We start from the raw sequence: 19,693 nt of genomic DNA on the forward strand, positions 1-19,693 counted from the left end.
CAGGCTGGTGCAACGCCTGCATCTGCAGTATGGATCCATTGATTCGAGTGTTGTCTGGGACGAGAGAACAAGGGTTTTGCGATCAAATTTGGTGATCTTGGTTGGGGTGGTAATCGGAATGGAATGCACTGCATGATCCATCAAATCACCGGTTTGTATTTGTTGAATTCGCAGAAAAGATCTGGAAGTGAATTCAAATTTTTAGTTTTTACTTTGCTCTTGTCTTGAGCTTCTGTGCTTGTTGCCTGGTTTTAATGATTGTTGGAGAATGATTGTTTTCGGCGGTCATTTTGAGCAAAGTTTGCCAATCAGCATGGTCATTTCTTCAGACTGTTTTATGGCGTTACTCATGATCACTCGGCTTCTGGCGAGGCAATTGGTTCAAGCGCGGTGCTGTTTCAATCGGTTCAATCAAGTCCATGAGGTTCTCGCATCGCTGCGACAAGGCCTCCGAGCCATTGCCGTGAAGCACTTAATCCGTTGCCGGGTTGATCAGGCCGTGGAGAAGTGCCATCACCGCCATCTGGGTTCGGTCCCGGGCATTCAACTTATCCATTGCGTTACCAACGTGGGTCTTGACCGTTTCCATCGACACACCGAGTTGTTGGGCGATGGCATTGTTTTTCAAGCCGCGGGCCACGGCTGTGACCACCTCAAGTTCACGCGGAGTGAGCTCTTCGATCAACGGCGGCAGAGGCGGACTGGGCCTCGATGCTGAGGCTAAGCGACGGATCTCCTCCGGGAAATAGACACCACCATCAGCAATGGTGTGAAGTGCAGAGATCAAGTCACCTCGCCCGGTGCCCAGGCTGGATTTGAAGATCACTCCATCTGCGTAGGCCTGCATCGCCTCACAGACAACAGCTTCGGTTTCCCGCACCAGCACAATCAGAAGCTGACAGCTGGGGAGCTCCGATCGCACGCTCTTCAGCAGGTTGATTCCGTAGCCCGTTTCAAGATCGGAACTGCAGATCAACAGATCCGGTTCAGTGCGGCGTACCAGAGCAAGCCCTTCCTCTTCAGTGGTTGCCGCCCCAACCAGGCTGGAATGAATGGGTTCGGCAAGACAGAACGAGCAGAGGGTCAGTCGGTCTCCGAAGACCACCACGAGTCGACGACGATGCAGCAGTCGCCGTGCCTGGTGTATCGCCTCCCGGTTGGAATGGGAATCGAGCCTTAGCTCCATGACTTAGCTCACCCTGGCAGGGTTTTAGCGCTCCATATCAGAGGATGTTTGTTTGACGTCGCGGCAAACCACGCCACGGAGCGGATCCGGGTAAAGCTTTCTGCCAAGCCGCCAGGCTTCTTGAGCGTCCCCCACCAGAACGGTTTGGGTGGTCAGGGCCTTGTCCTGCTCGAGAATCAGGGCGTAGGCCGAGGGCATCGCACGGAACATGCTCTTGCTCCATTCAGGCAACGCTCATCCGATTGCACATCCCCCATGTGAGGGAGGTCCATGAAAGGCGCCGTCGGAGCAGAGCCGCCTTTATTACCGCTATTGAGAATCACTTGCATAAACTTCGTGACCATGCTTTGTTGAGACCAGTTCTCAATCAATCCTGTCGTGATTCGTCTGTTCGGTGACCGCTCAACGCTGCTGGAGGCGCTGACGCAGGAATGGGCCAATCGTCAGCTCCAGCTGCCTTCAACGCGTTGGGTTGCTGCCACGAATCAACCATCTCGGGCTCCTGCGAGGCGCTGATCGCCGGGTTCCAGTCGGTCCGATCTGGGCGTCGAGGAGCGTGTTTGGCTTGTGTTGGACTCCACTCGCAAAGGTCTGAATCGATGTCAGCAAGCCGCACTGATTCGTTGGCCAGGTTTTCTCGCAAGCCCATTAAAAATTCGATTACTGTTGTCAAAGATGCGGTGATTTTGAGGTTTTCGTTATTGTCTTGGTAGCTTACAGATGCTTCAAATGGGATGGGAATTTGGCTGAGCTTTTTTCGAATTTATAGATACTCGTTTCCTTTCTTTTGTCTGAGTATCCTCTCGGAATTGCCCTGATCCTTGGCTCTGTTTTTGATTGCTTTGTCTGTATCAGCTCATCTTTTTTGGTGCAGTTCCGCTCAGCATCGTTCTGAAAAAATCCAAACGTTCTTAGCAGCTGGCTGTTCCTCGATTTTTAGGCTGCGTCTCAATGTCCAAGGCTTGGTTTCAACCTGGAGCCCCTGTTATTTGCGAAGCAGGGTGCGGTTCGCAGGGCTGTTCATCTTTCGCCAGGTTGTTGTCAGGGTTGTTGTGATCGCAGCCCCAGCCTTGAGCGTCTGCTCTGATCTCGGGTTGAGATTGTTCGCGTTTAGTCAGGGGCGCTCGGGTGATCAGTCGTGGCTTGAGAAGCTTGATCTGAAGACCATTTGTCTTCTGGCCGTTGCTGTGAATTAGCGCAGTGTCTGCAGTTTGTAGTGTTGGATTTGATCCGGATCGAAGGCTTTCAGTGGTGTCTGATGATCAGGTCGTCCAAATCTGGCTAGTGATGCATCAGCAGCAAAAACTGGAATCCCCAGATCATCTTTTGCTATCACCAGGCTGGCTGGTGTATCGCTGGCCTGTCTGACTGTGTTGCCTGCTGCCGTGGCGCAGTGTTCAAAAGCGAACATGAGAGCTGTAAATACAGCCCGGATCCGCGTGGAACGCATTGATGGTGGATTGAATAATTACCGAGCTGCAAAGTGTATGTATGCCAGGGCAGATGGTGGTGGTTCTTGCCTGAAAAGCACGACAGACGGTTTTCTGTTTGTGTTTGATGCTGGGAAACCAGGATGGCAGGAGTATGGTCAGCCTCCGCTGGTGGAGACGGAAATTCTGACCTCCAGTGATGGACGAACGGTGGTGGAAGAGATTGACAACGGCGAACCCCGCTGATTCACCCTTGAAGTCGATGGTTTCTAACTTTCGGGGGCGATGCATTGTCGGCTCCTCTGCAGACAAACCCGATCTCACAGCCAACCCGATCTCACAGCCAATTCGTCAGGATGCAGGTCGCTGTTGCTGACCGATGCATCAACCCAATCGAGATGAGGTTCTGGCTGTTTCCGCCGGCTGGGTGGCCGTGATGTTGAACGTGGTGCCGGGCCTCGGGGCTGGCTATCTCTATCAGCGACGCTGGCGTGCCTACTGGGTGACGTCAGGAGTTGCTGTTGCATGGTTCGTCGCTGGCGCATTTCTGGCTCAGGGCGCTGATCAAGCCGCAGAAGCTCAAAATCAGTTGATCGGGTTGGTTGGTTTGTTGCTCCTGGCTGCCGTCACCGCCACCGAGGCAGGACTGGCAGTGAAGCGAGTTCGTCAAGACCAAACTGGGTGAGAGCCATCGAAGCCTTGAGTGATACCGATGGAAGTGGTGTTTTTGGCTTGATGTTGTGTCTGGATCCAAACAATGGCTTCGTCGATAAGAGGTTTTACTGATGCTGTTGAGTCTGGTTTGATGCAACCTGAACATAGCTGTCATGTCCCGGTGGCTGAACTCCTGCTGCGGTTGTCGTCCTGGATTCAAAGGGTTGTTTTCAAGATTGCTCTTGATCTCACTCTCTGGCCATTGAAGTTTTTGTACAGGCAGCCTGAGCCAACCTGGCAAGCGTGGTTTGCAAACCAGAAGATGTGTCAGCTGGATCGGCGTTATTGCTGATTCTTTTTGATTGTGTTGGCCTATCTTTAGCCATCAGCTTTGGCTTGGCTCCAGACCGAGTGACCTCCAGGCAGCGGGCCTCGTCTCCAGTTGGTTTTAGTTTCACGGTGATCAGCTGGGTGTTGTTACGCGCCTGCATCAATGCCCGCTGAGTACTTACCTCCTGCGTTGCGATCTACTGCGTTAATGCCTAGGTACTTAACCGATATTTACCGCAATTTGTCTGAACAATCATTCCGTTGTAAGCCTTTCCCTATGGCGATGGAAAAATGCAACAGCTGAAAAATGTCTTTGATTGTCAATCGATTGAAGTGCTCTGGGACCTTGTCAGCAGCTACCAGGCCTGCCTGGTTGAGTGTGATGAAGAGGATGGCACCTGCGTTGTGGCATGCATGACAACGCATCTTGAACCAGGACATCCCGATATCATTTTTAATCAACAGGCCTCCATTGATCGTTGAATGTGTTCCCTCTGGTCATACCTGTTTGATGGGAGTTTGACTGGTGATTGATTGATGTTTGTCGTTATTCTTTCTGATGCTGACGTTGCCAAAGTATCCCTCTTCCGGATTTCTCCTCGATCAACATCAGCCCGGGCTTCTGTTGTTGCTGTTTAAATCTGAACCATGCCGCAACGCATCCCCTTCAGAACCGCCTGCACGCGGTTGTTGACCTCCAGTGTGCGCAGCAATCGTTTGGTGTAAGTGCGTGCAGTTTGTTCGCTCACCACAAGATCTTCTGAAATTTCTTTGTCAGACATGCCACGGGCCAGACGATCGAGAACTTCATATTCCCTTGGCGTCAATCGCGGGCAGCTCAGGTAAGGCAGCTCATCTGATCGCAACGATGGGCTGCGATAGGAGTGATTCCCCATCACTGCCATCACTGCAGCTTCAAGGGGTTTGCGATCTTCAATAATGTCTGCTTCTGCAACGACAGCCTCAAGCCAGGGCGCATTGCTGTGCTCAACGGGAATGGCATCGCTCAGGGCAAGCATCACCACTTTGAGATCCGATTGATGCTTCCGTGCTTTGCGGGCTAGTTCGAATCCATTTCCCTTCTCGAGGAGGTCGGTGCAGAGAAGCAAGTCGAAGCGGTTCCTCTGGATGTAGTTCAGACAGGATTGTTCATCTGTTACGGCACAACCAATGCGGGTGTTTTCGCTGAAACTTTCGCAGAAACATCTCAGGAAGAACCGGCCTTTCATGGCCAGAGCAATGCGTCCAGTAAAGGCAACTGAGAGGAGAGGCTCTTCACCGCCGGATCTTGTCTGGCCTTGAAGGTACGGCGTCAGATCGATGGTGCTTTTCGCCCCTTTCAACATCCTCGCCAGAGGCTGCAGGCGATCGCGGACCCCGTTATCAGTCGTCATAGACGAGGCATTCCGGTGCCTCGGGGTTCAAATTGCAATGCACCTCCAGTGTGGTCGGGTCCTTGTGTTCACCAGGGTGTTGGCTGCGGTAGGTCTCCAGCGCTTCCAGCTCGCTGCTGTAGTGGCGCACCTTGGCCTGGTCTCCTGATGCCTCCGCTTTCGCCAGCTCCTCACGATCCTTGGCGATGTGAGCTTCGATGTTTTGCATCGGAGATTGAAAAGACTGACGGGATCAAAATTCAAAGACCCTTTGGGCCACTACCCCCATTCGGGGACAGCGACGGGCTCTGTGGTGAGGAGGTGAGTCCTGCAGCCCTTTTTTGGACAGCGTCCGTCGGTGTGATTCCGGTGCACCAACCCATGAAATTGTTGGGTGTGTCTATCTGCAGTGGCCCGATCAACGGCGTCCGATGCGCACCTGGGAAGGCCGTAAAGCGCATGCAAGGGCACGAAAGGGTTGATGGTTTCCCTCAACAATCAGACTTCCCATCGGTTGGGCATTGGCAAGCTGAAGCTTCATGTTGAATGCGTCTGTATGTTTCATGTTGGCTTGATCAGCATGATGCTTCTACCCCTATTTGGGGACAGGTTCACTGCTCCTTCATGTTCTTCATGCTGTGGTTCAGTGCCTGATTGTGGTTAAGTACCTAGTTACAGATGCTGTGTTCAGCAGTAAGACAGAGGTAAGACCACAGGAGGAACAATGAAAGTTCTGTTCAAATGGTTCGGTGATGCTTTTGCCCATGCCATGGGGGCCGTGGATGTTGAGGAAAAACGCCATGTTCCACCTCCGATAGGCATGCAGCCCTATCGGGATGTCCCGCTGAAGCGCATCCATGATTACTGATGCCTTGCATTGATGGCTGGTTGAATATTTTTTGTTCCATCATCCAGGGTGCTCAAGCTCTCTGGAAATGATGTCTCTTTTTTAAGCCTAATTGAAGAGGGAAGCTGTTCCTTTCTGGGTGGCTTCACCTCTTTTTTGAATGTCTTTGTTTTGTGGACAACCTTGATGATTTGATCTTGGCGGGTTGAGACGTCTTGTTTGGTCAGATGCATAAGGCAGGCGACCAGGATGAGGCTTATTCGTTTCAGCAGGGAAAACAATGCGCCTTAACACCGATTGCATTCGTGTTGCCAGACAACAAGAGTGAGGGAATCATCACGGAGTGGGCATGGCGTTCAGAAGCAGGATTTATGCAACGTCCCGAGGTTCAAGCATTGATGCTGTCGGCAACGGTCGTTACCTGGTCTGCAACGCGTCGTACTGCTTCATGGTGCATGGCCTTCGTCAGGCCCATGACGCCGTGAAACGTCAGGAAGCTTCACCGTCCTGAGCCATGGCTGAATACCGCATTCACTGCCGGCATTGCGGCTTTGAGGGGCGCGACAATTCCCGTTGGATTCCCTTCGCCCAGGTTCAAGCCAGGGGCAGGGATTGCCCGAGTTGTGGCCAGCCAACGGAGCTTGAAGCATGGTGCATGCTCCGTGCGGAAGCATCGATCCCGGATCGCTAAAAAGTTCCGGTCTTGTTTCAGGCCCAGTGATGGAGGTCCGCCATCCAGATCTGGGGTGTTCCGTCACCCCAGACCTGTTGATTGCCTCGCCTGCTTCACTTTTGTTGTTGAACCACCACGAATTGACGGGGCGATCGTTTCAACCAAGACGTCGTCTCTTTTGAGTTAGATCGGGTGTCCTGTTGTTGGGCCTCAATCCGACCTAGAAAGTCTGCCAGGTGCTTGTGAGCCACTGTGGCGCCAGACTCCACCAGATCGCTGTTGCCACAAGGATTGCAGCGAGGCCGATCAGGCTGGTGATCAGCTCCTCCTGCCGGCCTGCGGAGTTGATCTTTTTCTCCCGTGCCATTGCAAATCTCTACCAGTGTTTTCGTCATAGACCACGACAGGTTGGGTGTCGATCAGTGGAAACACCTGCCTGATGTTGGAGCCGTTCGTTTCCGTTGGCGTCGTGATCGCCGTTGTTGGTGATCAGTCTTGGGATCGGTTCCTTTCGATGTTGTTCATTCGATGGTGTTCAGATGTGGTTTCACCATCAACGCCTCTCCTTCAATGCCTGTCTCCGCTGATGATGCAGACACCATCGGAGGCCGATGAAAACAACAAGTTTTGCTGGCTTCGCTGAGCAGGCCGACTACTCATTGCTTGGGACCCTGCGTGCTGATCCGCAGTCCAGCGCTGACGGCAACGACCACCGCCCTCGTCAGGTGTATTCAGGGCATTACGTGCCGGTGACGCCTACGCCGATCCCCGAGCCGGAGTACGTCGCCCACAGCAGCCGCTTCTTCGAGGAGCTTGGTTTAAGCGATGAGCTCGTGGAGGACGAGCGCTTCCGGCGCATGTTTTCTGGTGATCTGGATGTGGCGACCGGGCCGATGCGGCCGTGGGGCTGGGCCACCGGCTACGCGCTTTCGATCTACGGCACTGAATACATCCAGCAGTGCCCGTTCGGCACTGGGAACGGTTACGGCGATGGCCGTGCGATGTCGGTTTTTGAAGGGGTGTTCAACGGTCGCCGCTGGGAGATGCAGCTGAAGGGGGGTGGACCGACGCCCTATTGCCGCGGTGCTGATGGCCGGGCTGTGCTGCGTTCCAGCGTGCGTGAGTTTCTGGCCCAGGAGTTCATGCATGCCCTGGGTGTTCCCACCTCACGCTCGCTGACGCTTTATATGTCGCGGGCTGAGACCGTGCGTCGCCCCTGGTATTCACCGAATTCCAGGAGCTTCGAACCGGATCTGATGGTGGACAATCCGGCGGCGATCACCACGCGGGTGGCACCGTCCTTTCTGCGCGTTGGCCAGATCGAGTTGTTCGCCCGAAGGGTGCGCAGTGATTCCCATCCGGAGGCCCTTCAGGAACTGGAACAGATCGTGCGGCATCTGATCGAACGCAACTATCGGGAGGAGATCGATCCGGAGCTGCCCTTCGCTGATCAGGTGGTGGAGCTGGCGCGTCTGTTTCGGGGTCGGCTGACGGCTCTGGTCGCCAACTGGATGCGTGTGGGGTATTGCCAGGGCAACTTCAACAGCGACAACTGTGCAGCTGGAGGGTTCACCCTTGATTACGGGCCATTCGGTTTCTGTGAACTGTTTGATCCCCGTTTCCAGCCTTGGACCGGTGGTGGCGAGCACTTCTGCTTCTTCAATCAGCCCCAGGCGGCAGAGGCCAATTACCGAATGTTCTGGTCGGCGTTGCGTGAATTGCTCACCGGCAACAGCCCGGCTCTGGCTCAGCTGGATCAACTCCAGGAGAGTTTTGCCGACGCGATGCAGCAGCAGCTCGAGCGGATGTGGGCCAGCAAGATTGGCCTGAGAAGCGATCAGCAGGGACTGGTGCGGGAACTGCTGCAGCTGATGGCGATGTCCCGGGTGGATTTCACCAAGCTGTTTCGCCAGCTTTCCGCCGTGCCAGACCACGTCAGTGCCCTCAAGAGCAGTTTTTATCTGCCGAGTTCAGACGACCTCGATGGGCAGTGGGCCAGCTGGTTGCAGCGCTGGAGAGACACCCTCACCAGCTCTGGCGGACTGCGTGAGGCCGCTTCTGCAATGCAGCGCTTGAACCCCGCCATCACCTGGCGGGAATGGTTGGTCGCCCCTGCCTATGAGCAGGCGGCGTTGGGGGACAGCGGTCTGATCGATGAATTGCAGACCGTGTTCAGCGCTCCCTACGTCACCCCCTCTGAGCAGCTGGCCGGCAAGTACGACCAGCTCAAGCCACGGGATTGGTTCAATGCTGGCGGCGTGTCGCACTACAGCTGTTCATCGTGACCAGGTGCAGCGTCCAGGGTCGTGATGGTCCGGCGAGCCTGTTGTTTTTGCAACGGTGCTGCAATGCGGAGGGCACTGCATTGTGGTGACGCACCACCCAATGGGTGGGCTTGCGCGATCATCAGATCCTTGCTCTGCATGGCATGGCGACTTTCGACCACAGCACTCCGTTCATGCTCCTGGCCCGCATCCATGTGAAGCCGGATTGTGTGGAGGCGTATCTGGAACTGGCACGGGCAACCGATGCGGCTGTTCAGGCCAGTGAGCCCGGAATGCTTCATCACACCTTCGATCAGGACCCGGAGGATCCCCAGGCGTTTGTCTGGTCTGAGCTTTATGCGAACGATCAGGCATTTGCCGCCCACGTCTCCAATCCACCGGTGCAGGACTACCTGCAGAAACATGCTGCGTTGGGGGATGGCTTCAGTGTGGAGGTGTATGGAACCGTCGGCTCCGAATGCCGCGAACTAATGGAGTCCTTCGGTTTGCCGTTGAAGATCTACGAGAGCAAACTGGGCTACAGCCGGATGTGACTCTGGGGGTTCATCTCCCCGGGAGATTGTTGAGCAAAAGCGATGAGCTCGTGCTTACTTGTCCCGAGGGGATCACCCAGTCCTGACATCCCATTCCGTTCAGTCATTGAAGGCAACCAACGACAGCCCGATTCATGGCGCCTGGAAATTGTTGACCTACGTGGTTGAGGTCCAGGCAACGGCCGAATCCTTTGCGCCTATGGGTAACAACCCGAGCGGCTATGTTATCTTCACTCCTGAGGGTCGGTTGTCGTTCACCCTGTCTGCGGCAGGGCGTCGATCACCACGCTCCGTTGACGACAGTGCCGCGCTGCTCAGCAGCATGATTGCCTACACCGGGAGCTATCGCCTTGAGGGGGATCGCTGGATCACCCAGGTGGATGTTGCCTGGAATCCGGCGTGGGTTGGTACGGAACAGACCCGTTTCTTCGTGATCGAGGGAGACCAGCTTTTGGTTCGGACCCCCTGGCGAGTGATGCCCAACTGGCCGGAGAAGGGCCTCACGCGCAGCATCGTGACGTTCCAGCGCTGCACGTGATCAGAACTGCACGTGATCAAGGATGGATGCCAGGCAGCGCGCACTGCTGGACCAGCACACCCAGACTGCGCTTCCATTCCCGTGGGAAGCCCGCTTGTGATGACGGAGCCGCTGTTGCTGATTCATCCAGTGGGCGTTGGTTTGTCGTCGAGGTTTTGGGAGCGCTTCCGCCGGAGCTGGCAGGGCCGAGACGAATCCCGGCCGCTGCTGGCCCCCGACCTGCTCGGTTGTGGCGAGGCACCGATGCAGAAACGGGCGCTTACCGCGGAGGACTGGGCTGCTCCGCTGGAGCAGCAGCTGCGGGCGCGGGACGACGGTCCGGTGGTGCTGGTGAGCCAGGGCGCCTCACTGCCGATCGCCCTGGCGCTGATCGAGCGGGCGCCCGATCTTGTGAGCCGCTTGGTGGCGATCAGTCCCCCCGGCTGGAGGGTGCTCAGCGAGCCGTTTCCTCTGCAGCGGGCCCGGCAGTTCTGGGGTTTGCTGTTCAGCGGGCCGATCGGTGGCCTCTTCTATCGCTACGCCAGGCGACGTGCGTTCCTGCGTTCCTTCTCCGAGAAGAATCTGTTCGCTGTACCTGATTCCGTCGACGAGGAATGGCTGTCCACCCTTGAGCAGGGATCGGCACCCATGGCCAGCCGCTGGGCAGTGTTCTCCTTCCTGGCGGGGTTCTGGCGACGCAACTGGGAGCCCCAGCTGTGCAGCCTCTCGATTCCTGTGCTGGTGGTGTTCGGGCGAGATGCCACCGGCATCGGACGTTCCAGGCGCTGGGATGACGCGGATGAGCGGATCGCCACGTTCAAAAGCAAACTGCCCCGGGCTGAGATCCGAACAATCTCCGGCCGCAATGTGCTCCCGTTCGAATCCGCTGAAGCCTGCGTGGAGGCTGTGCAGAGCTGGCTTTGTTAAGGATCCAGTGCGAACCGTTGTCGAGGCCGCTGTTTCTTTGACAGTTTGAGGCCATGAAACACCGCTCTCTGCTGCAGCGCTTCGGTGCCTACCTGTTCGGTCTGGTGGATACCTACTGGGCCATGCGCAGACCGTGGCAGTACGGCATCAAGCAGCCCCAGTGCGGTCTGCGCTGTGATGGCGACCACTGCGAGCCGGTCGACTGACCCGATCAGCTCACCTGCACGCCCTTACCGCGGTAGAAGGCGAAACGTTCGCGGATTGATTCGGCCTTGGGTTGCGGGGTGTCGTAGGCCCACACGGCATTGGCGATCACCTGATCGCCTACCACCACGTCCCAGTAACGGGCGGTTCCTTTCCATCCGCAAACAGTGCTGTGGGTTGATTCCAGGAAGAATTCGATCCGCATCGCCTCGCGGGGGAAGTAGGGATTGCCATCCACCATCACGATGTCGTCGCTTTCTGCGAGCACCGTGCCGTCGAAAATCGCCTGCATGGTTGGTGGTTCGAAGCTCAGAACGCTGACGCTACGCATATTCGTTCTCAGCGGAAAACCACCTCAGCAGAAAACCACCTCAGCAGAAAACCATGGTGGCTGATGCATCGATGCAAGAGTTTTTTAATCAGTAGCCCTCAATCAGTTGACCTCCATGAGTGGCTTTTCATCCATGGCCTGAATCATGCTCCGCATTCCAGCTGTGATCCTGAAATAAAGGCCGTCCTGGAAACATTGATGGATTGAGTCTGCCGAATAGATACAAGCCAGAGGGGGGAATCGCTGGGACCTGGCTCGGCATTGTCTTCACTTCGTCAACACAGTTGTGGGCATGCCTTTCGCGCCGGCATAGACAACGAGAACATCCACATCGTCTGAACCGATCGCTTGTCCTGCGTGTACGGTCCCAACCACTTCAATCAGGGCTTCGCCAGGACCATAGGTTTTCGTTGTTCCGTTTTTGAGATAAAGCTTCAGGCTCCCTTCCAGAACAACCGCTGCATTGATCACGGGGTGGTAATGCCAAGGAAGCGTTACACCGGCTGGAATTTTAATTCGGAGCACTTTGATCTCGGGTTGCCCTTCTGGATAGTTCGGCAACAGATTGCCGTCCCATTCTTTCGATGAATTGGCGAGCTCCTTGACTTTCACCCCCAGTTTTGCAGCCCCATGGCCATCGTGCGAGTAAGCCTGTTCTGCTGAGAATTGAACAGTGAAAAGAAGCAGAAGGGCGAGGCTGAGACGCTTCATGAAATATAAATTTGTTGTAGAAAGTATGAATCATTTTTTTGAGTTTGCACACGTTCCAGATGTTGGGTAAATATTTCCGATTGGATGCAGTTCGATGAGCGCAGTTTTGATCATAAAGTTGTAGAAGGTGGATGAATAATATTAGGGAAAAATTATTTTTAAAGAGATTATTTATCTGTCGTGGAGATTGATTTTTCTTTTCAAGATCATTCTCCGCTTGTCGCAATGGGATTAATGCTTCCTTCCAGGAGCCCCCGGTATGAATTCCTATTGGATTCCCATCATCGGAGCCAACCACTCTGCATGAATTGCGGCCAGGATCTTCATATCGAATGCATGGACAGAGGGGTTGTTTTTGTCCGCCACCCAAAGAAGGCCAAAGGGAACATTCATGGCGAGCTGTAGCCTCCAGCGCCAGGTGATCAGTTTCCAGGCTTTCTGAACAATCGGCTTGTTCAGAATTGTGAGGTCTCCTGACGGTGTGGTGTTTTTCAGCATTGGCAGCTTCAGATTCGCGACAATATGACAAAAATCCGCGTTGTTCCGTGAGCTGCGACGCTCCAAGCTTCCTTTTGATACTGCCTCTCCGCACGATGGTGCGGATCAATGGCATGGGTAGGGACGCTTCGAAGCGTGTGTTTGCGGCGTTCAGTTTGTGTGGCCTCAGTGATGACGGAACAAAGCAGGCACTGTTTTGCCGCGCATTTCGTGGTGCTGGACGATCTGCGTTGCTCTGTTCTGTTGATTGACGGCCTGATGAAGGATCGGAATGGCCTCTTGCAGAGGTTGGACAATGAGGTTGGATGGCTTTTAGCTTGTCTGTTTTTAAAGCTGATGATTAATTCTCTCTGAAGCGGATAGTCCAAGCTGACAGGAAAGCTTTGGTATTTACTCTGTTGTAACTACTGTTGGTGTTTCTGGTTACAGCCCTCAGGCCAGCCACTGATCGGCATCCATGATTTTTTTGATCAACAGGCCCAAGCGCTTGAACTCGCTGAAGTTCACCTCCTTCACTGCTTGATCAAGGCCGCAGTTGACCCATTCACCGTCGCGCTTTTCGTAGATGGTGAAATCTTCTTTGAGGGTTTTGCGGCGGATGCAGTAGGTGATGCCGTCCTCATGGAGGAACTCAGCGGATTGCAGCTGCAGACCCATCGATGCACCCTGATCACTCCAGCAATGCTGGCGCATGGGCGATGATCTCCATCCACCACGAGCTGAGCGACCTGTGGCCCTCGATCAACTGAAAGCTTTTTTGGTGGAGATGCAGAAGGATGAGGGCCTAAAGCAGCGAGTGCTGGCGGCATCAACGGCAGATGATGTGGCCCGGATTGCCTTCGCGCTTGGTTTCGAATTTTCCGGTGATGAGCTGCTGCGCTTCTCAGGAAAAAAGGTGGGCCGGGTGACAGTGTCGAAGCAGGAGCACCCCGGCGAATACCACTGAGATTCTACGCATTTGACTTCGGTAAATAACAATGAAAATTGCTGCGATTCAAGGTCTGTTGACCCTTAAAAAGCTGCAGATGTAATTGATTGGATGCTTTTGGAGGGCCTCGAAACAGAGATTATCAATGGCAGATATGCTTTCCTTTTGTGGACGAATTATTAGGGAACATCAGCAGGCGGCTGCACAACGACACTGATGAGACTTTTGCAGGTTTGCAACGATGCCCCTGAGCTGCTTGTGGCGCTCGCTAAGCAGCAACTGTTGTTGTATCGGAGTACTGCCTTGGCGGAGATGATATGAACCTATCTCGCTCGGATGAGGGAGCCGTTGGATGATCGCTATCCCTCGGCTGAGGGATGTGGATTTGATTGGCTTCGATGAAGATTGATTTGTAAGCAAGGGAAGTGATGACTACTACAGAGCTAACGAAATTTGAAATCACGATTGAACGCGATGGAAAATTAATCCGGCTGGTATGGGATGAACATATGCAGGTGTGGGCACCATGCATATGCAAGGAAAATGACTGACATCATGGAGGCTTGGTGAAAATCATTTGGATTCATGGTTTATAAGGTGATTTGTCTTCTATGTAATTGTGCGGCGGTATTGGATTCGAGGATTTAAGGATGCTTATTTGCCTGGGTGTGGATTGAAAGCTGGCTGAATAATATTTTTTGACACGAAAATTCTTCGCAAAAGAAGTTGCTTGGGCGATAAAACAATTGAGCAACCTTCATGATTAAATCGCTCCCGCTTCAACGCGTGAACCTCAGGCAAACTGAGCCCAAGACCGAGGCTTGAAGCTCAAACCGAAAGGTGAAAGAGAATGCGCTGGACGGAGCAGCGGCGGTGGCTGTGCTGTTGAACCCTCATGAACCAGGTGCTCTCCCATCACCATTAACGTTCCTTCCTCGGCTGAATGCCCGTTCGAGGATGAAATCGGTCAATCATCAGGTGGGAACATCAGTGCCGAACACCAGAACGGGGGCCATCAAGGGATCGAGCCGTTCTTCTGAGATTTCGCCGATGGGTTGGATTGCACTTGGCATGCTTCAGCTTTGGAACGAGCAAGTGCGAATCTCCGATAACAAACAACAGGCCAGCGGCATCTCACTGGTGTTTGGGAAGGCGAGGGATGACCAACACCACACCTCAGTGTGAGCGCGATCAAAGGAGCAACCCGACAAAAAAGCGATCGTGAAATCACGGTGAAGGACAACCAAAAAAACGGCATCACTGCCCCTGCAGCGACCGCTATATCTCCGAAAGCCCCGCCCCTGTGGTGGGGCTTTCTCATGCAGATCTCTAGCGTTATCAGTCAGTGCTGCACTGATGCTGCGATGGACCACCCATATCCACTCGAAGCAAGAAGAGGTGAGCAGGATCCTCGGTCAGCTGGTTGGCGTCGACAATTTTTCGGCAGATGCCTAAGGGCTGGGCTCGCGCATTCACCACCATGTCTCGCGCCTGGGTGGCCTCGAGTCAAAGCTCCCATCACGGAGCGACACCCCGTCAGCTCCGCTGCTTGAGCCGTGAACGTTCTCGACACCAATGTGCTCTCGCACCTGATGAAGCTGCAGCCGGCGGACCCCGTTCTGGTTTGGGCCTTAGCCAGCAATTCATGAAACGCCGATGAACGCTTTGTCGGTGGCTGAGCCGCCTTCTCCAACCAAGGGCTCATGCGTCCTCGGCATCGATGCGGCCTGGACGGTGCACCACCCCAGCGGTATCGCTCTGCTGCAGCAAACAGAGGTTGGCTGGCACTGCCTTGCACTAGCCCCCAGTTACGACGCCTTCATCGGCTTGGCTCAAAATCAGCACTGGGATCCAAAGGCCAAAGCCAGCGGCAGCAGGCCCGACCCCGCTGCCCTGCTTCAGGCCTCACAGCAACTCGCCGGTGCAGCCGTCAGCTGCGTAGCAGTCGACATGCCCCTGGCTACGACTCCGATCACCGGCCGACGGGCAGCCGACACCGCCATCTCAAGCCGCTTCGGGACCCGGGGCTGCGCCGTGCACAGCCCCTCCGCTGAACGGCCGGGGGCGATCGCCGATCAGCTGCGAGGCGACGTTGCCGCTCTTGGCTACCGGCTGCACACCACCACCACGGCCAGGGCCTTCCCCGCCCTGATCGAGGTCTATCCCCATGTCGTCCTGTTAGCGCTGCTGGAGCGCAACTACCGCGTTCCCTACAAAGTGAGTCGTTCGCTCCAGTACTGGAAAACTGAGTCGCTCCCACCCGCCGAACGCATCGAGCGGCTGCTGATCGAATTCCGGGCGATCAAAGCCGGCCTTGGGGCTCTCATTAGCGGCATCCCGGAGCTCATCCCAGAGCCATCTGACGTGAAAACCCTGGCCTCACTCAAACCGGTGGAAGACATGCTCGACGCACTGATCTGCGCCTGGATGGGGATCGAACACCGCGAAGGCCGCACCGTTGGTCTGGGGGATGAGAGCGCCGCGATCTGGATTCCAGCGAGCCTGGTTGCGGATAACGCTTTGGATCGTCGGTGGTCAACGCAATGCTGATTAAGGGAACGCTGATCAACCCTCTTGTCTGGTCACGGCACCAGAGCCAACTCGTAAGCGTTGCCCTGACGGTTTGACGGCTACCAATGGAGCGAGACGTCTGACCCCTGAGGACCAATGATCACGTCCTGGTCGCTCGCCATGTTGTTCCTCAGCCCTGCAACGGTTGTCGCTGGCAGCCAGGACGGGCAGGCGATCCATCGCAATGTTGATGGCTCTCAGTTGCGCATCAGCCAACACCCCTGTGATGCGGCTGGCCATCGAATCATTCGCGTTGAACTGCGCTCCATCCCATCGTCTGCTTTTAAAACGGTGTTGCAGCGCAGCCAATCGTGTTCCGCGTACCCCAGGGGATCAGGACACCTGCAAGACGTCGATGCCGATGGCTTGATGGAGTACGTCGAGCTGGCTTATTGCGGTGCCGGACCCAACTGCTGGCGCCAGATTTTCAAGATCGATTCTCAGCAGGGCAGGGCTGATCTGTTCTTCGAGGGTGGATTCTCTAGGTTCCGAACGATTGCAGGGTTCTACGTCAGTAGTGGACGCGCCAGTTGCTGTTCCTGGGAGCATGCGATTTACAGGCTTCCGCTGAGGTCTCGCACGATCACCGCTCAGGATCTTGCCTACAGGATCTCAGTCGAGGCTCCCGCCATGGAAGGAGAGGCGGCGACGTGTCTGATAACGAGGCCCGAAGGCGAGGCATGGGTGCCGATCGATCTGAACATCGAGCCCCTGCGCAAGCTTTGTCACCACTACGGGGAGAAGGTTGTTACAAACCCTGCGAACCACTGACGCGTTCTGAAGTTCACTGCGCTGCCGCCAACCGTCACAACGGCCACAGGCCCGTTGCTCTCGTTAACATTTCGTAAATGTTGTTGATCCCTTGGAACGAAGTCCTCTAATTGCTTTCGCCGGTGGCACGGTTGTCATCGCAGTGATGGTTCTCGCCGCTTTCGCCAACCTGGCTAACGCCGCTGAACAACCCTGCCAGCGCAGCAAAACAACAGCAACTGAGCAGGTGGTTCCTTCAGCCAACGAGTCCAAGAACAGCGAGGACGTTTGATGAACTCTGAAGCAACCGTTCGCTGGCCGGTTTTTCTCCCTCTTGTTCTATCTTTCGGGGGGGTTGGTGCAACCGCCGCCATGACACAACTCCTCGCTGCCTTTTAATTAAAAAGTTTGGAATGAGCACTTCTCGATGAGAGATCTACATGGCATTCATGCCATGTAGATCTGTGTAATTTTTGTTGGATGATGGAGTTCAACAATCAGGGGCTCACTCTTATCAAAAAAATTGAATCACTGCTGTTCGGTCCTCTGGCGGTTTTCAGACTCACACCACCGCTCAAGATTTCCGAGATTAGTCAAGACTTTTAACCACCCTTTGAAGACCACTGAAATCCGTAACTGGGCTGTTGTTGCTGCAGCACTGGAGGCTAAAGGAGCTACCAACAGCCAGATGTATCGTCGCGCCAAAGCCCTTGCCGACGGCCTCTCCGATCCAATGCCCACCAGTTTTCCTGCAGCACCATTCAGTATCTCGGCGGCCTGACAAAGCTCCTTAAATGTTTCTCTCCGCCCCGCCTGCGGGGATTAGTGTATTAACACCATGACCAACCATCACCTGTCGGTGGAGCAGAAATTCCACCTCGAAGCAGCCTTCCGAGAAATCGATGCCTGCCAGGACATCGAAATGTTGCGCCAGCTCACCAAACAAATCATCACTGCCCAGGAGAACGAAAAAGCCTTTGCTCGCGAGGCGCTTGTTCAGGTGCGCAGGGAAATGGAAGCTGCCGCTGCGAAGCGATTCGGTTTTGACTGGGGAACCAAGTAGCTCATTTGGCCTTCCATTGAAATGGAGGGCTAATGGTCATTCCATTGAAAACTCACTTCTCAATGCTCTTGCATCCTGAATCCTCTGGGATCCGGCAAGCTGCCTCAATCGCGTATTCAGCCACGCTCTTATCCGTGTTGACGACACAGATTTCTTCAGCAGTGCATCAGAGGGTTCAGACTCACCGAATGGAATCGTCATCGTGGCGAATCGGTATTTGATGTTAGTCAGTTTTTGTGGCTTTCCACCGCAGCCGACTACCTGAACGTGTCCCCCTCCTTCGTCAGGTCTTTGCCCTTCAACAGAAGTTGATCGGGCCATCAAGCATCGCCAATTGTCAATGACTGGTTTGGGAAGAAATTAGCGGTCAGTTAAAGCTGCTTGATCCGATCCGATCCGATCCGATCCGATCCGATCCGTTCTAATTCGATCGATGCGTTGGAAGCTAGACCTGGATGCAGAAATGATTGCTGATCGAGATGTTTACGGCGGCAGGTCGACCCTTGTAAGTAATCATCAGCTTGATTCAACGGCCATTGCAACGCCGGTGATTACGCCCATTCAAGACGTCACGGATCAAACGTCTTGGTTTCACAGAAACAAGCAGGCCCTGTTCAGGGACCAGCTTGTTTCTGTGAAAATCTGGAATCAGAGATCAGCCAGTTTCTTCCATTGTGATGGAAGCACTTTTGCAACAAGCGCGAATTTTCCTTCTCCCATCGGTTTAATCACATAAGCAACTCCCATCGGAGCCGGGTAGATGCCGTTGGGAGGCTCAACTGTCATGGTCACGCCCTGGAAGGGATCGTCGTGGCCGACAAGAAATGTGTTGCTGCCTTCTTTTGGCGTTGCAGAGAGTAGTGGTGAAACCCTTGCCGCATATGTCTTGTAATCCTCAGCGGTGCATTCAACGCAAGGGAGGAAGTTCAGATCTGAATTCTTGGTGTGTTTGCCGAATGCCAGCTCTGCTGTATTGAATGCGCGACAGTTCGCTTGAAATAACATCACCAACCTGGATTCCTGCGGTTTTGATTCCCTCTCCGATCAGTTTGGCGTCCGCCTTTCCATCATCACTCAATTGGCGCTGGGTGCTGCAGTCCGCAAGATTCAGATCCGGGCTGACTTGATCACCCCAGTCCTTGTCAGTCTTGGCATGCCGTACGTAAATCACATACCCGCCATCCCGCAGGTTGCCGGCGAGTTCCGCGTCTTCGATTTTGTTGACGAAATCAGCATTGCGTTGTTCGCCGGAGATGGTGGTCTCGTTGATCTCGTAGTCTTCAACGCCTGTTGATTGCGCTATGGGCTGTTCCTGCGTTGCTGGTTCAGTGGTTTCACTCTTGTTCGATTCATCTTTCACCGATTCAGAAGAACATGCTGCCATCAACAGGAGCGCAGCAACACACGCAGCCTTCTTCAACATTGATTCACAAATTGGAATGCAATTTATTAAAGACATGTTCATGAATTAACGGCATTCAGCTGGACACTCAAAACAGTTGTTCTTGATACAAAGATGCCGTTGATGCGTGCTTCTGTGCTGTTCAGGCCCAGCGCTCATGGCTCTCCAGGTCTTTGGCCACCTGCTCCCTCAGCAGGTGCAGCAGATGGATGGCTTCCGGTCAGCTGTTTCGTTTCGCTGCGAAGCCCTGGGGTGGGCTGGCATCGATCGGTTTGCCGAGCGGCTGCCCTTTGTTGCCAATGACCGCCCTACCCGTAAGAGCCTTACAGCGGCTGTCCTGATTGAATGCGAAACAATCTATTTTTGTACGGTTCAGTTATGGCTGTGAAGGGCAAATCGTCGTTTCTTGTCTCTGATTTCTCAGCCCCTTGCTTCTAACTTCGGCCGCTCGAATCGCTCAATATTGGTTCTTGTGATCAT

General features: G+C 54.5%; 41 protein-coding genes. 25 read left to right on the top strand and 16 right to left on the bottom strand.

From position 1 onward, the window contains the following. Positions 1 to 472: 472 nt before the first annotated feature. From SIB64_RS07840 to SIB64_RS07850, 3 genes are all read right to left on the bottom strand, one after another. Complete coding sequence (locus SIB64_RS07840) at positions 473 to 1,186, bottom strand: LuxR C-terminal-related transcriptional regulator (RefSeq protein WP_413442679.1); 714 nt, start codon at positions 1,184 to 1,186, stop codon at positions 473 to 475. Positions 1,187 to 1,210: 24 nt separating this feature from the next. Next, positions 1,211 to 1,417: a hypothetical protein gene (locus tag SIB64_RS07845; RefSeq protein WP_413442680.1), complete on the bottom strand. Its 207-nt coding sequence runs from the start codon at positions 1,415 to 1,417 to the stop codon at positions 1,211 to 1,213. Positions 1,418 to 1,553: 136 nt separating this feature from the next. Next, entirely contained in the window at positions 1,554 to 1,802 is a 249-nt protein-coding gene (locus tag SIB64_RS07850) for a hypothetical protein (protein WP_413442681.1), read from the bottom strand. Positions 1,803 to 2,148: 346 nt separating this feature from the next. Between SIB64_RS07850 and SIB64_RS07855 the strand changes: the two genes are divergently transcribed. After that, complete coding sequence (locus SIB64_RS07855; RefSeq protein WP_413442682.1) at positions 2,149 to 2,382, top strand: hypothetical protein; 234 nt, start codon at positions 2,149 to 2,151, stop codon at positions 2,380 to 2,382. On the opposite strand, the gene SIB64_RS07860 is transcribed toward SIB64_RS07855, so the two are convergent. Further along, the gene (locus SIB64_RS07860; protein ID WP_413442683.1) at positions 2,379 to 2,597 is read right to left on the bottom strand and encodes a hypothetical protein; all 219 of its coding nucleotides are present in this window, start codon (positions 2,595 to 2,597) and stop codon (positions 2,379 to 2,381) included. The two genes, SIB64_RS07855 and SIB64_RS07860, sit on opposite strands and share 4 nt — an antisense overlap. Here SIB64_RS07860 and SIB64_RS07865 point away from each other — a divergent pair. From SIB64_RS07865 to SIB64_RS07880, 4 genes are all read left to right on the top strand, one after another. Continuing rightward, positions 2,596 to 2,862 carry a hypothetical protein gene (locus tag SIB64_RS07865; protein WP_413442684.1) on the top strand — a complete coding sequence of 89 codons (267 nt, stop codon included), beginning with the start codon at positions 2,596 to 2,598 and terminating at the stop codon, positions 2,860 to 2,862. The two genes, SIB64_RS07860 and SIB64_RS07865, sit on opposite strands and share 2 nt — an antisense overlap. A 133-nt stretch (positions 2,863 to 2,995) precedes the next feature. Beyond that, positions 2,996 to 3,301 (top strand): hypothetical protein, encoded by a 306-nt coding sequence (locus SIB64_RS07870; protein ID WP_413442685.1) that lies wholly within the window; start codon positions 2,996 to 2,998, stop codon positions 3,299 to 3,301. A 272-nt stretch (positions 3,302 to 3,573) separates the two neighbouring features. Further along, entirely contained in the window at positions 3,574 to 3,774 is a 201-nt protein-coding gene (locus SIB64_RS07875) for a hypothetical protein (protein WP_413442686.1), read from the top strand. A 117-nt stretch (positions 3,775 to 3,891) separates the two neighbouring features. After that, positions 3,892 to 4,083, top strand: a complete 192-nt coding sequence (locus SIB64_RS07880) for a hypothetical protein (RefSeq protein ID WP_413442687.1) — start codon at positions 3,892 to 3,894, stop codon at positions 4,081 to 4,083. Between the two features lie 152 nt (positions 4,084 to 4,235). Here the strand turns inward: SIB64_RS07880 and SIB64_RS07885 are convergent, their stop codons facing one another. From SIB64_RS07885 to SIB64_RS07895, 3 genes are all read right to left on the bottom strand, one after another. Continuing rightward, on the bottom strand, positions 4,236 to 4,922 hold the full coding sequence (locus tag SIB64_RS07885; protein ID WP_413442938.1) for a LuxR C-terminal-related transcriptional regulator: 687 nt from the start codon (positions 4,920 to 4,922) through the stop codon (positions 4,236 to 4,238). Positions 4,923 to 4,983: 61 nt separating this feature from the next. Next, entirely contained in the window at positions 4,984 to 5,202 is a 219-nt protein-coding gene (locus tag SIB64_RS07890; protein ID WP_413442688.1) for a CP12 domain-containing protein, read from the bottom strand. A 189-nt stretch (positions 5,203 to 5,391) separates the two neighbouring features. Next, positions 5,392 to 5,514, bottom strand: a complete 123-nt coding sequence (locus tag SIB64_RS07895) for a hypothetical protein (protein WP_413442689.1) — start codon at positions 5,512 to 5,514, stop codon at positions 5,392 to 5,394. Positions 5,515 to 5,697: 183 nt separating this feature from the next. Here SIB64_RS07895 and SIB64_RS07900 point away from each other — a divergent pair, with 183 nt between their 5' ends. Continuing rightward, positions 5,698 to 5,841, top strand: a complete 144-nt coding sequence (locus SIB64_RS07900) for a hypothetical protein (protein ID WP_413442690.1) — start codon at positions 5,698 to 5,700, stop codon at positions 5,839 to 5,841. On the opposite strand, the gene SIB64_RS07905 is transcribed toward SIB64_RS07900, so the two are convergent. Next, positions 5,835 to 6,101: a hypothetical protein gene (locus SIB64_RS07905; RefSeq protein WP_413442692.1), complete on the bottom strand. Its 267-nt coding sequence runs from the start codon at positions 6,099 to 6,101 to the stop codon at positions 5,835 to 5,837. The genes SIB64_RS07900 and SIB64_RS07905 overlap by 7 nt on opposite strands. 68 nt (positions 6,102 to 6,169) lie before the next feature. Between SIB64_RS07905 and SIB64_RS07910 the strand changes: the two genes are divergently transcribed. Genes SIB64_RS07910 through SIB64_RS07920 form a run of 3 tightly spaced genes read left to right on the top strand, consistent with a single transcriptional unit; the run spans position 6,170 to position 6,675 of the window. Further along, positions 6,170 to 6,331: a hypothetical protein gene (locus tag SIB64_RS07910; RefSeq protein WP_413442693.1), complete on the top strand. Its 162-nt coding sequence runs from the start codon at positions 6,170 to 6,172 to the stop codon at positions 6,329 to 6,331. Positions 6,332 to 6,334: 3 nt separating this feature from the next. Then, positions 6,335 to 6,511, top strand: a complete 177-nt coding sequence (locus SIB64_RS07915; RefSeq protein WP_413442694.1) for a hypothetical protein — start codon at positions 6,335 to 6,337, stop codon at positions 6,509 to 6,511. Continuing rightward, the gene (locus SIB64_RS07920) at positions 6,469 to 6,675 is read left to right on the top strand and encodes a hypothetical protein (RefSeq protein ID WP_413442695.1); all 207 of its coding nucleotides are present in this window, start codon (positions 6,469 to 6,471) and stop codon (positions 6,673 to 6,675) included. Before SIB64_RS07915 ends, SIB64_RS07920 begins: the two co-directional genes overlap by 43 nt. A gap of 38 nt (positions 6,676 to 6,713) precedes the next feature. On the opposite strand, the gene SIB64_RS07925 is transcribed toward SIB64_RS07920, so the two are convergent. Continuing rightward, positions 6,714 to 6,860, bottom strand: coding sequence for a hypothetical protein (locus SIB64_RS07925; RefSeq protein WP_413442696.1), 147 nt, complete (start codon positions 6,858 to 6,860; stop codon positions 6,714 to 6,716). A gap of 45 nt (positions 6,861 to 6,905) precedes the next feature. On the opposite strand from SIB64_RS07925, the gene SIB64_RS07930 reads away from it, so the two are divergent. Together SIB64_RS07930 and SIB64_RS07935 are read left to right on the top strand one after the other, a co-directional pair. Next, positions 6,906 to 7,136, top strand: coding sequence for a hypothetical protein (locus tag SIB64_RS07930; protein WP_413442697.1), 231 nt, complete (start codon positions 6,906 to 6,908; stop codon positions 7,134 to 7,136). Next, entirely contained in the window at positions 7,105 to 8,778 is a 1,674-nt protein-coding gene (locus SIB64_RS07935; RefSeq protein WP_413442698.1) for a protein adenylyltransferase SelO family protein, read from the top strand. The genes SIB64_RS07930 and SIB64_RS07935 overlap by 32 nt, the downstream gene beginning before the upstream one ends. Here SIB64_RS07935 and SIB64_RS07940 read toward each other — a convergent pair. Next, complete coding sequence (locus SIB64_RS07940) at positions 8,760 to 8,972, bottom strand: hypothetical protein (RefSeq protein ID WP_413443096.1); 213 nt, start codon at positions 8,970 to 8,972, stop codon at positions 8,760 to 8,762. The two genes, SIB64_RS07935 and SIB64_RS07940, sit on opposite strands and share 19 nt — an antisense overlap. Here SIB64_RS07940 and SIB64_RS07945 point away from each other — a divergent pair. The 4 genes from SIB64_RS07945 to SIB64_RS07960 all read left to right on the top strand — a co-directional run bounded on the left by SIB64_RS07945 (position 8,922) and on the right by SIB64_RS07960 (position 10,961). After that, positions 8,922 to 9,311: a putative quinol monooxygenase gene (locus SIB64_RS07945; RefSeq protein WP_413442699.1), complete on the top strand. Its 390-nt coding sequence runs from the start codon at positions 8,922 to 8,924 to the stop codon at positions 9,309 to 9,311. The two genes, SIB64_RS07940 and SIB64_RS07945, sit on opposite strands and share 51 nt — an antisense overlap. Positions 9,312 to 9,417: 106 nt before the next feature. After that, positions 9,418 to 9,849 carry a lipocalin-like domain-containing protein gene (locus tag SIB64_RS07950; protein ID WP_413442700.1) on the top strand — a complete coding sequence of 144 codons (432 nt, stop codon included), beginning with the start codon at positions 9,418 to 9,420 and terminating at the stop codon, positions 9,847 to 9,849. 12 nt (positions 9,850 to 9,861) lie between these two features. Further along, positions 9,862 to 10,755 (top strand): alpha/beta fold hydrolase, encoded by an 894-nt coding sequence (locus tag SIB64_RS07955; protein WP_413442701.1) that lies wholly within the window; start codon positions 9,862 to 9,864, stop codon positions 10,753 to 10,755. 53 nt (positions 10,756 to 10,808) lie between these two features. Next, positions 10,809 to 10,961, top strand: coding sequence for a hypothetical protein (locus tag SIB64_RS07960; RefSeq protein WP_413442702.1), 153 nt, complete (start codon positions 10,809 to 10,811; stop codon positions 10,959 to 10,961). Between the two features lie 5 nt (positions 10,962 to 10,966). Here SIB64_RS07960 and SIB64_RS07965 read toward each other — a convergent pair whose 3' ends face one another. The 3 genes from SIB64_RS07965 to SIB64_RS07975 form a co-directional block, all read right to left on the bottom strand. Next, positions 10,967 to 11,251 carry a DUF427 domain-containing protein gene (locus SIB64_RS07965; RefSeq protein ID WP_413442939.1) on the bottom strand — a complete coding sequence of 95 codons (285 nt, stop codon included), beginning with the start codon at positions 11,249 to 11,251 and terminating at the stop codon, positions 10,967 to 10,969. 306 nt (positions 11,252 to 11,557) lie between these two features. Continuing rightward, positions 11,558 to 12,001 (bottom strand): cupin domain-containing protein, encoded by a 444-nt coding sequence (locus SIB64_RS07970; protein WP_413442703.1) that lies wholly within the window; start codon positions 11,999 to 12,001, stop codon positions 11,558 to 11,560. Between the two features lie 267 nt (positions 12,002 to 12,268). After that, entirely contained in the window at positions 12,269 to 12,499 is a 231-nt protein-coding gene (locus tag SIB64_RS07975; RefSeq protein ID WP_413442704.1) for a hypothetical protein, read from the bottom strand. Positions 12,500 to 12,546: 47 nt separating this feature from the next. Between SIB64_RS07975 and SIB64_RS07980 the strand changes: the two genes are divergently transcribed. Next, positions 12,547 to 12,750: a hypothetical protein gene (locus SIB64_RS07980; protein WP_413442705.1), complete on the top strand. Its 204-nt coding sequence runs from the start codon at positions 12,547 to 12,549 to the stop codon at positions 12,748 to 12,750. 181 nt (positions 12,751 to 12,931) lie between these two features. Here SIB64_RS07980 and SIB64_RS07985 read toward each other — a convergent pair whose 3' ends face one another. Continuing rightward, positions 12,932 to 13,156: a hypothetical protein gene (locus SIB64_RS07985; RefSeq protein WP_413442940.1), complete on the bottom strand. Its 225-nt coding sequence runs from the start codon at positions 13,154 to 13,156 to the stop codon at positions 12,932 to 12,934. A gap of 73 nt (positions 13,157 to 13,229) precedes the next feature. Between SIB64_RS07985 and SIB64_RS07990 the strand changes: the two genes are divergently transcribed. The 8 genes from SIB64_RS07990 to SIB64_RS08025 all read left to right on the top strand — a co-directional run bounded on the left by SIB64_RS07990 (position 13,230) and on the right by SIB64_RS08025 (position 17,811). Then, complete coding sequence (locus tag SIB64_RS07990; protein ID WP_413442941.1) at positions 13,230 to 13,445, top strand: Nif11-like leader peptide family natural product precursor; 216 nt, start codon at positions 13,230 to 13,232, stop codon at positions 13,443 to 13,445. 822 nt (positions 13,446 to 14,267) lie between these two features. Beyond that, positions 14,268 to 14,612, top strand: coding sequence for a hypothetical protein (locus SIB64_RS07995; protein WP_413442706.1), 345 nt, complete (start codon positions 14,268 to 14,270; stop codon positions 14,610 to 14,612). A gap of 262 nt (positions 14,613 to 14,874) precedes the next feature. Next, a complete protein-coding gene (locus SIB64_RS08000; RefSeq protein ID WP_413442707.1) occupies positions 14,875 to 15,087 on the top strand; it encodes a hypothetical protein in 213 nt (70 codons plus the stop codon). Positions 15,088 to 15,098: 11 nt separating this feature from the next. Next, positions 15,099 to 15,977 (top strand): DUF429 domain-containing protein, encoded by an 879-nt coding sequence (locus tag SIB64_RS08005; RefSeq protein ID WP_413442708.1) that lies wholly within the window; start codon positions 15,099 to 15,101, stop codon positions 15,975 to 15,977. Between the two features lie 117 nt (positions 15,978 to 16,094). Further along, a complete protein-coding gene (locus SIB64_RS08010) occupies positions 16,095 to 16,769 on the top strand; it encodes a hypothetical protein (protein WP_413442709.1) in 675 nt (224 codons plus the stop codon). Between the two features lie 91 nt (positions 16,770 to 16,860). Further along, positions 16,861 to 17,040: a hypothetical protein gene (locus SIB64_RS08015; RefSeq protein WP_413442710.1), complete on the top strand. Its 180-nt coding sequence runs from the start codon at positions 16,861 to 16,863 to the stop codon at positions 17,038 to 17,040. A gap of 321 nt (positions 17,041 to 17,361) precedes the next feature. Then, positions 17,362 to 17,529 (top strand): hypothetical protein, encoded by a 168-nt coding sequence (locus SIB64_RS08020; protein WP_413442711.1) that lies wholly within the window; start codon positions 17,362 to 17,364, stop codon positions 17,527 to 17,529. Positions 17,530 to 17,586: 57 nt separating this feature from the next. Then, a complete protein-coding gene (locus SIB64_RS08025) occupies positions 17,587 to 17,811 on the top strand; it encodes a hypothetical protein (RefSeq protein WP_413442712.1) in 225 nt (74 codons plus the stop codon). Positions 17,812 to 18,459: 648 nt separating this feature from the next. Here the strand turns inward: SIB64_RS08025 and SIB64_RS08030 are convergent. Both SIB64_RS08030 and SIB64_RS08035 read right to left on the bottom strand, forming a co-directional pair. Next, a complete protein-coding gene (locus tag SIB64_RS08030) occupies positions 18,460 to 18,597 on the bottom strand; it encodes a hypothetical protein (protein ID WP_413442713.1) in 138 nt (45 codons plus the stop codon). 121 nt (positions 18,598 to 18,718) lie between these two features. Continuing rightward, positions 18,719 to 19,171, bottom strand: coding sequence for a hypothetical protein (locus SIB64_RS08035; protein ID WP_413442714.1), 453 nt, complete (start codon positions 19,169 to 19,171; stop codon positions 18,719 to 18,721). A 199-nt stretch (positions 19,172 to 19,370) separates the two neighbouring features. Here SIB64_RS08035 and SIB64_RS08040 point away from each other — a divergent pair, with 199 nt between their 5' ends. Next, positions 19,371 to 19,601: a hypothetical protein gene (locus SIB64_RS08040; protein WP_413442715.1), complete on the top strand. Its 231-nt coding sequence runs from the start codon at positions 19,371 to 19,373 to the stop codon at positions 19,599 to 19,601. The last annotated feature ends 92 nt before the right edge of the window (positions 19,602 to 19,693 follow it).

The organism is Synechococcus sp. MIT S1220, from assembly GCF_047303025.1.
GTDB lineage: Bacteria > Cyanobacteriota > Cyanobacteriia > PCC-6307 > Cyanobiaceae > Parasynechococcus.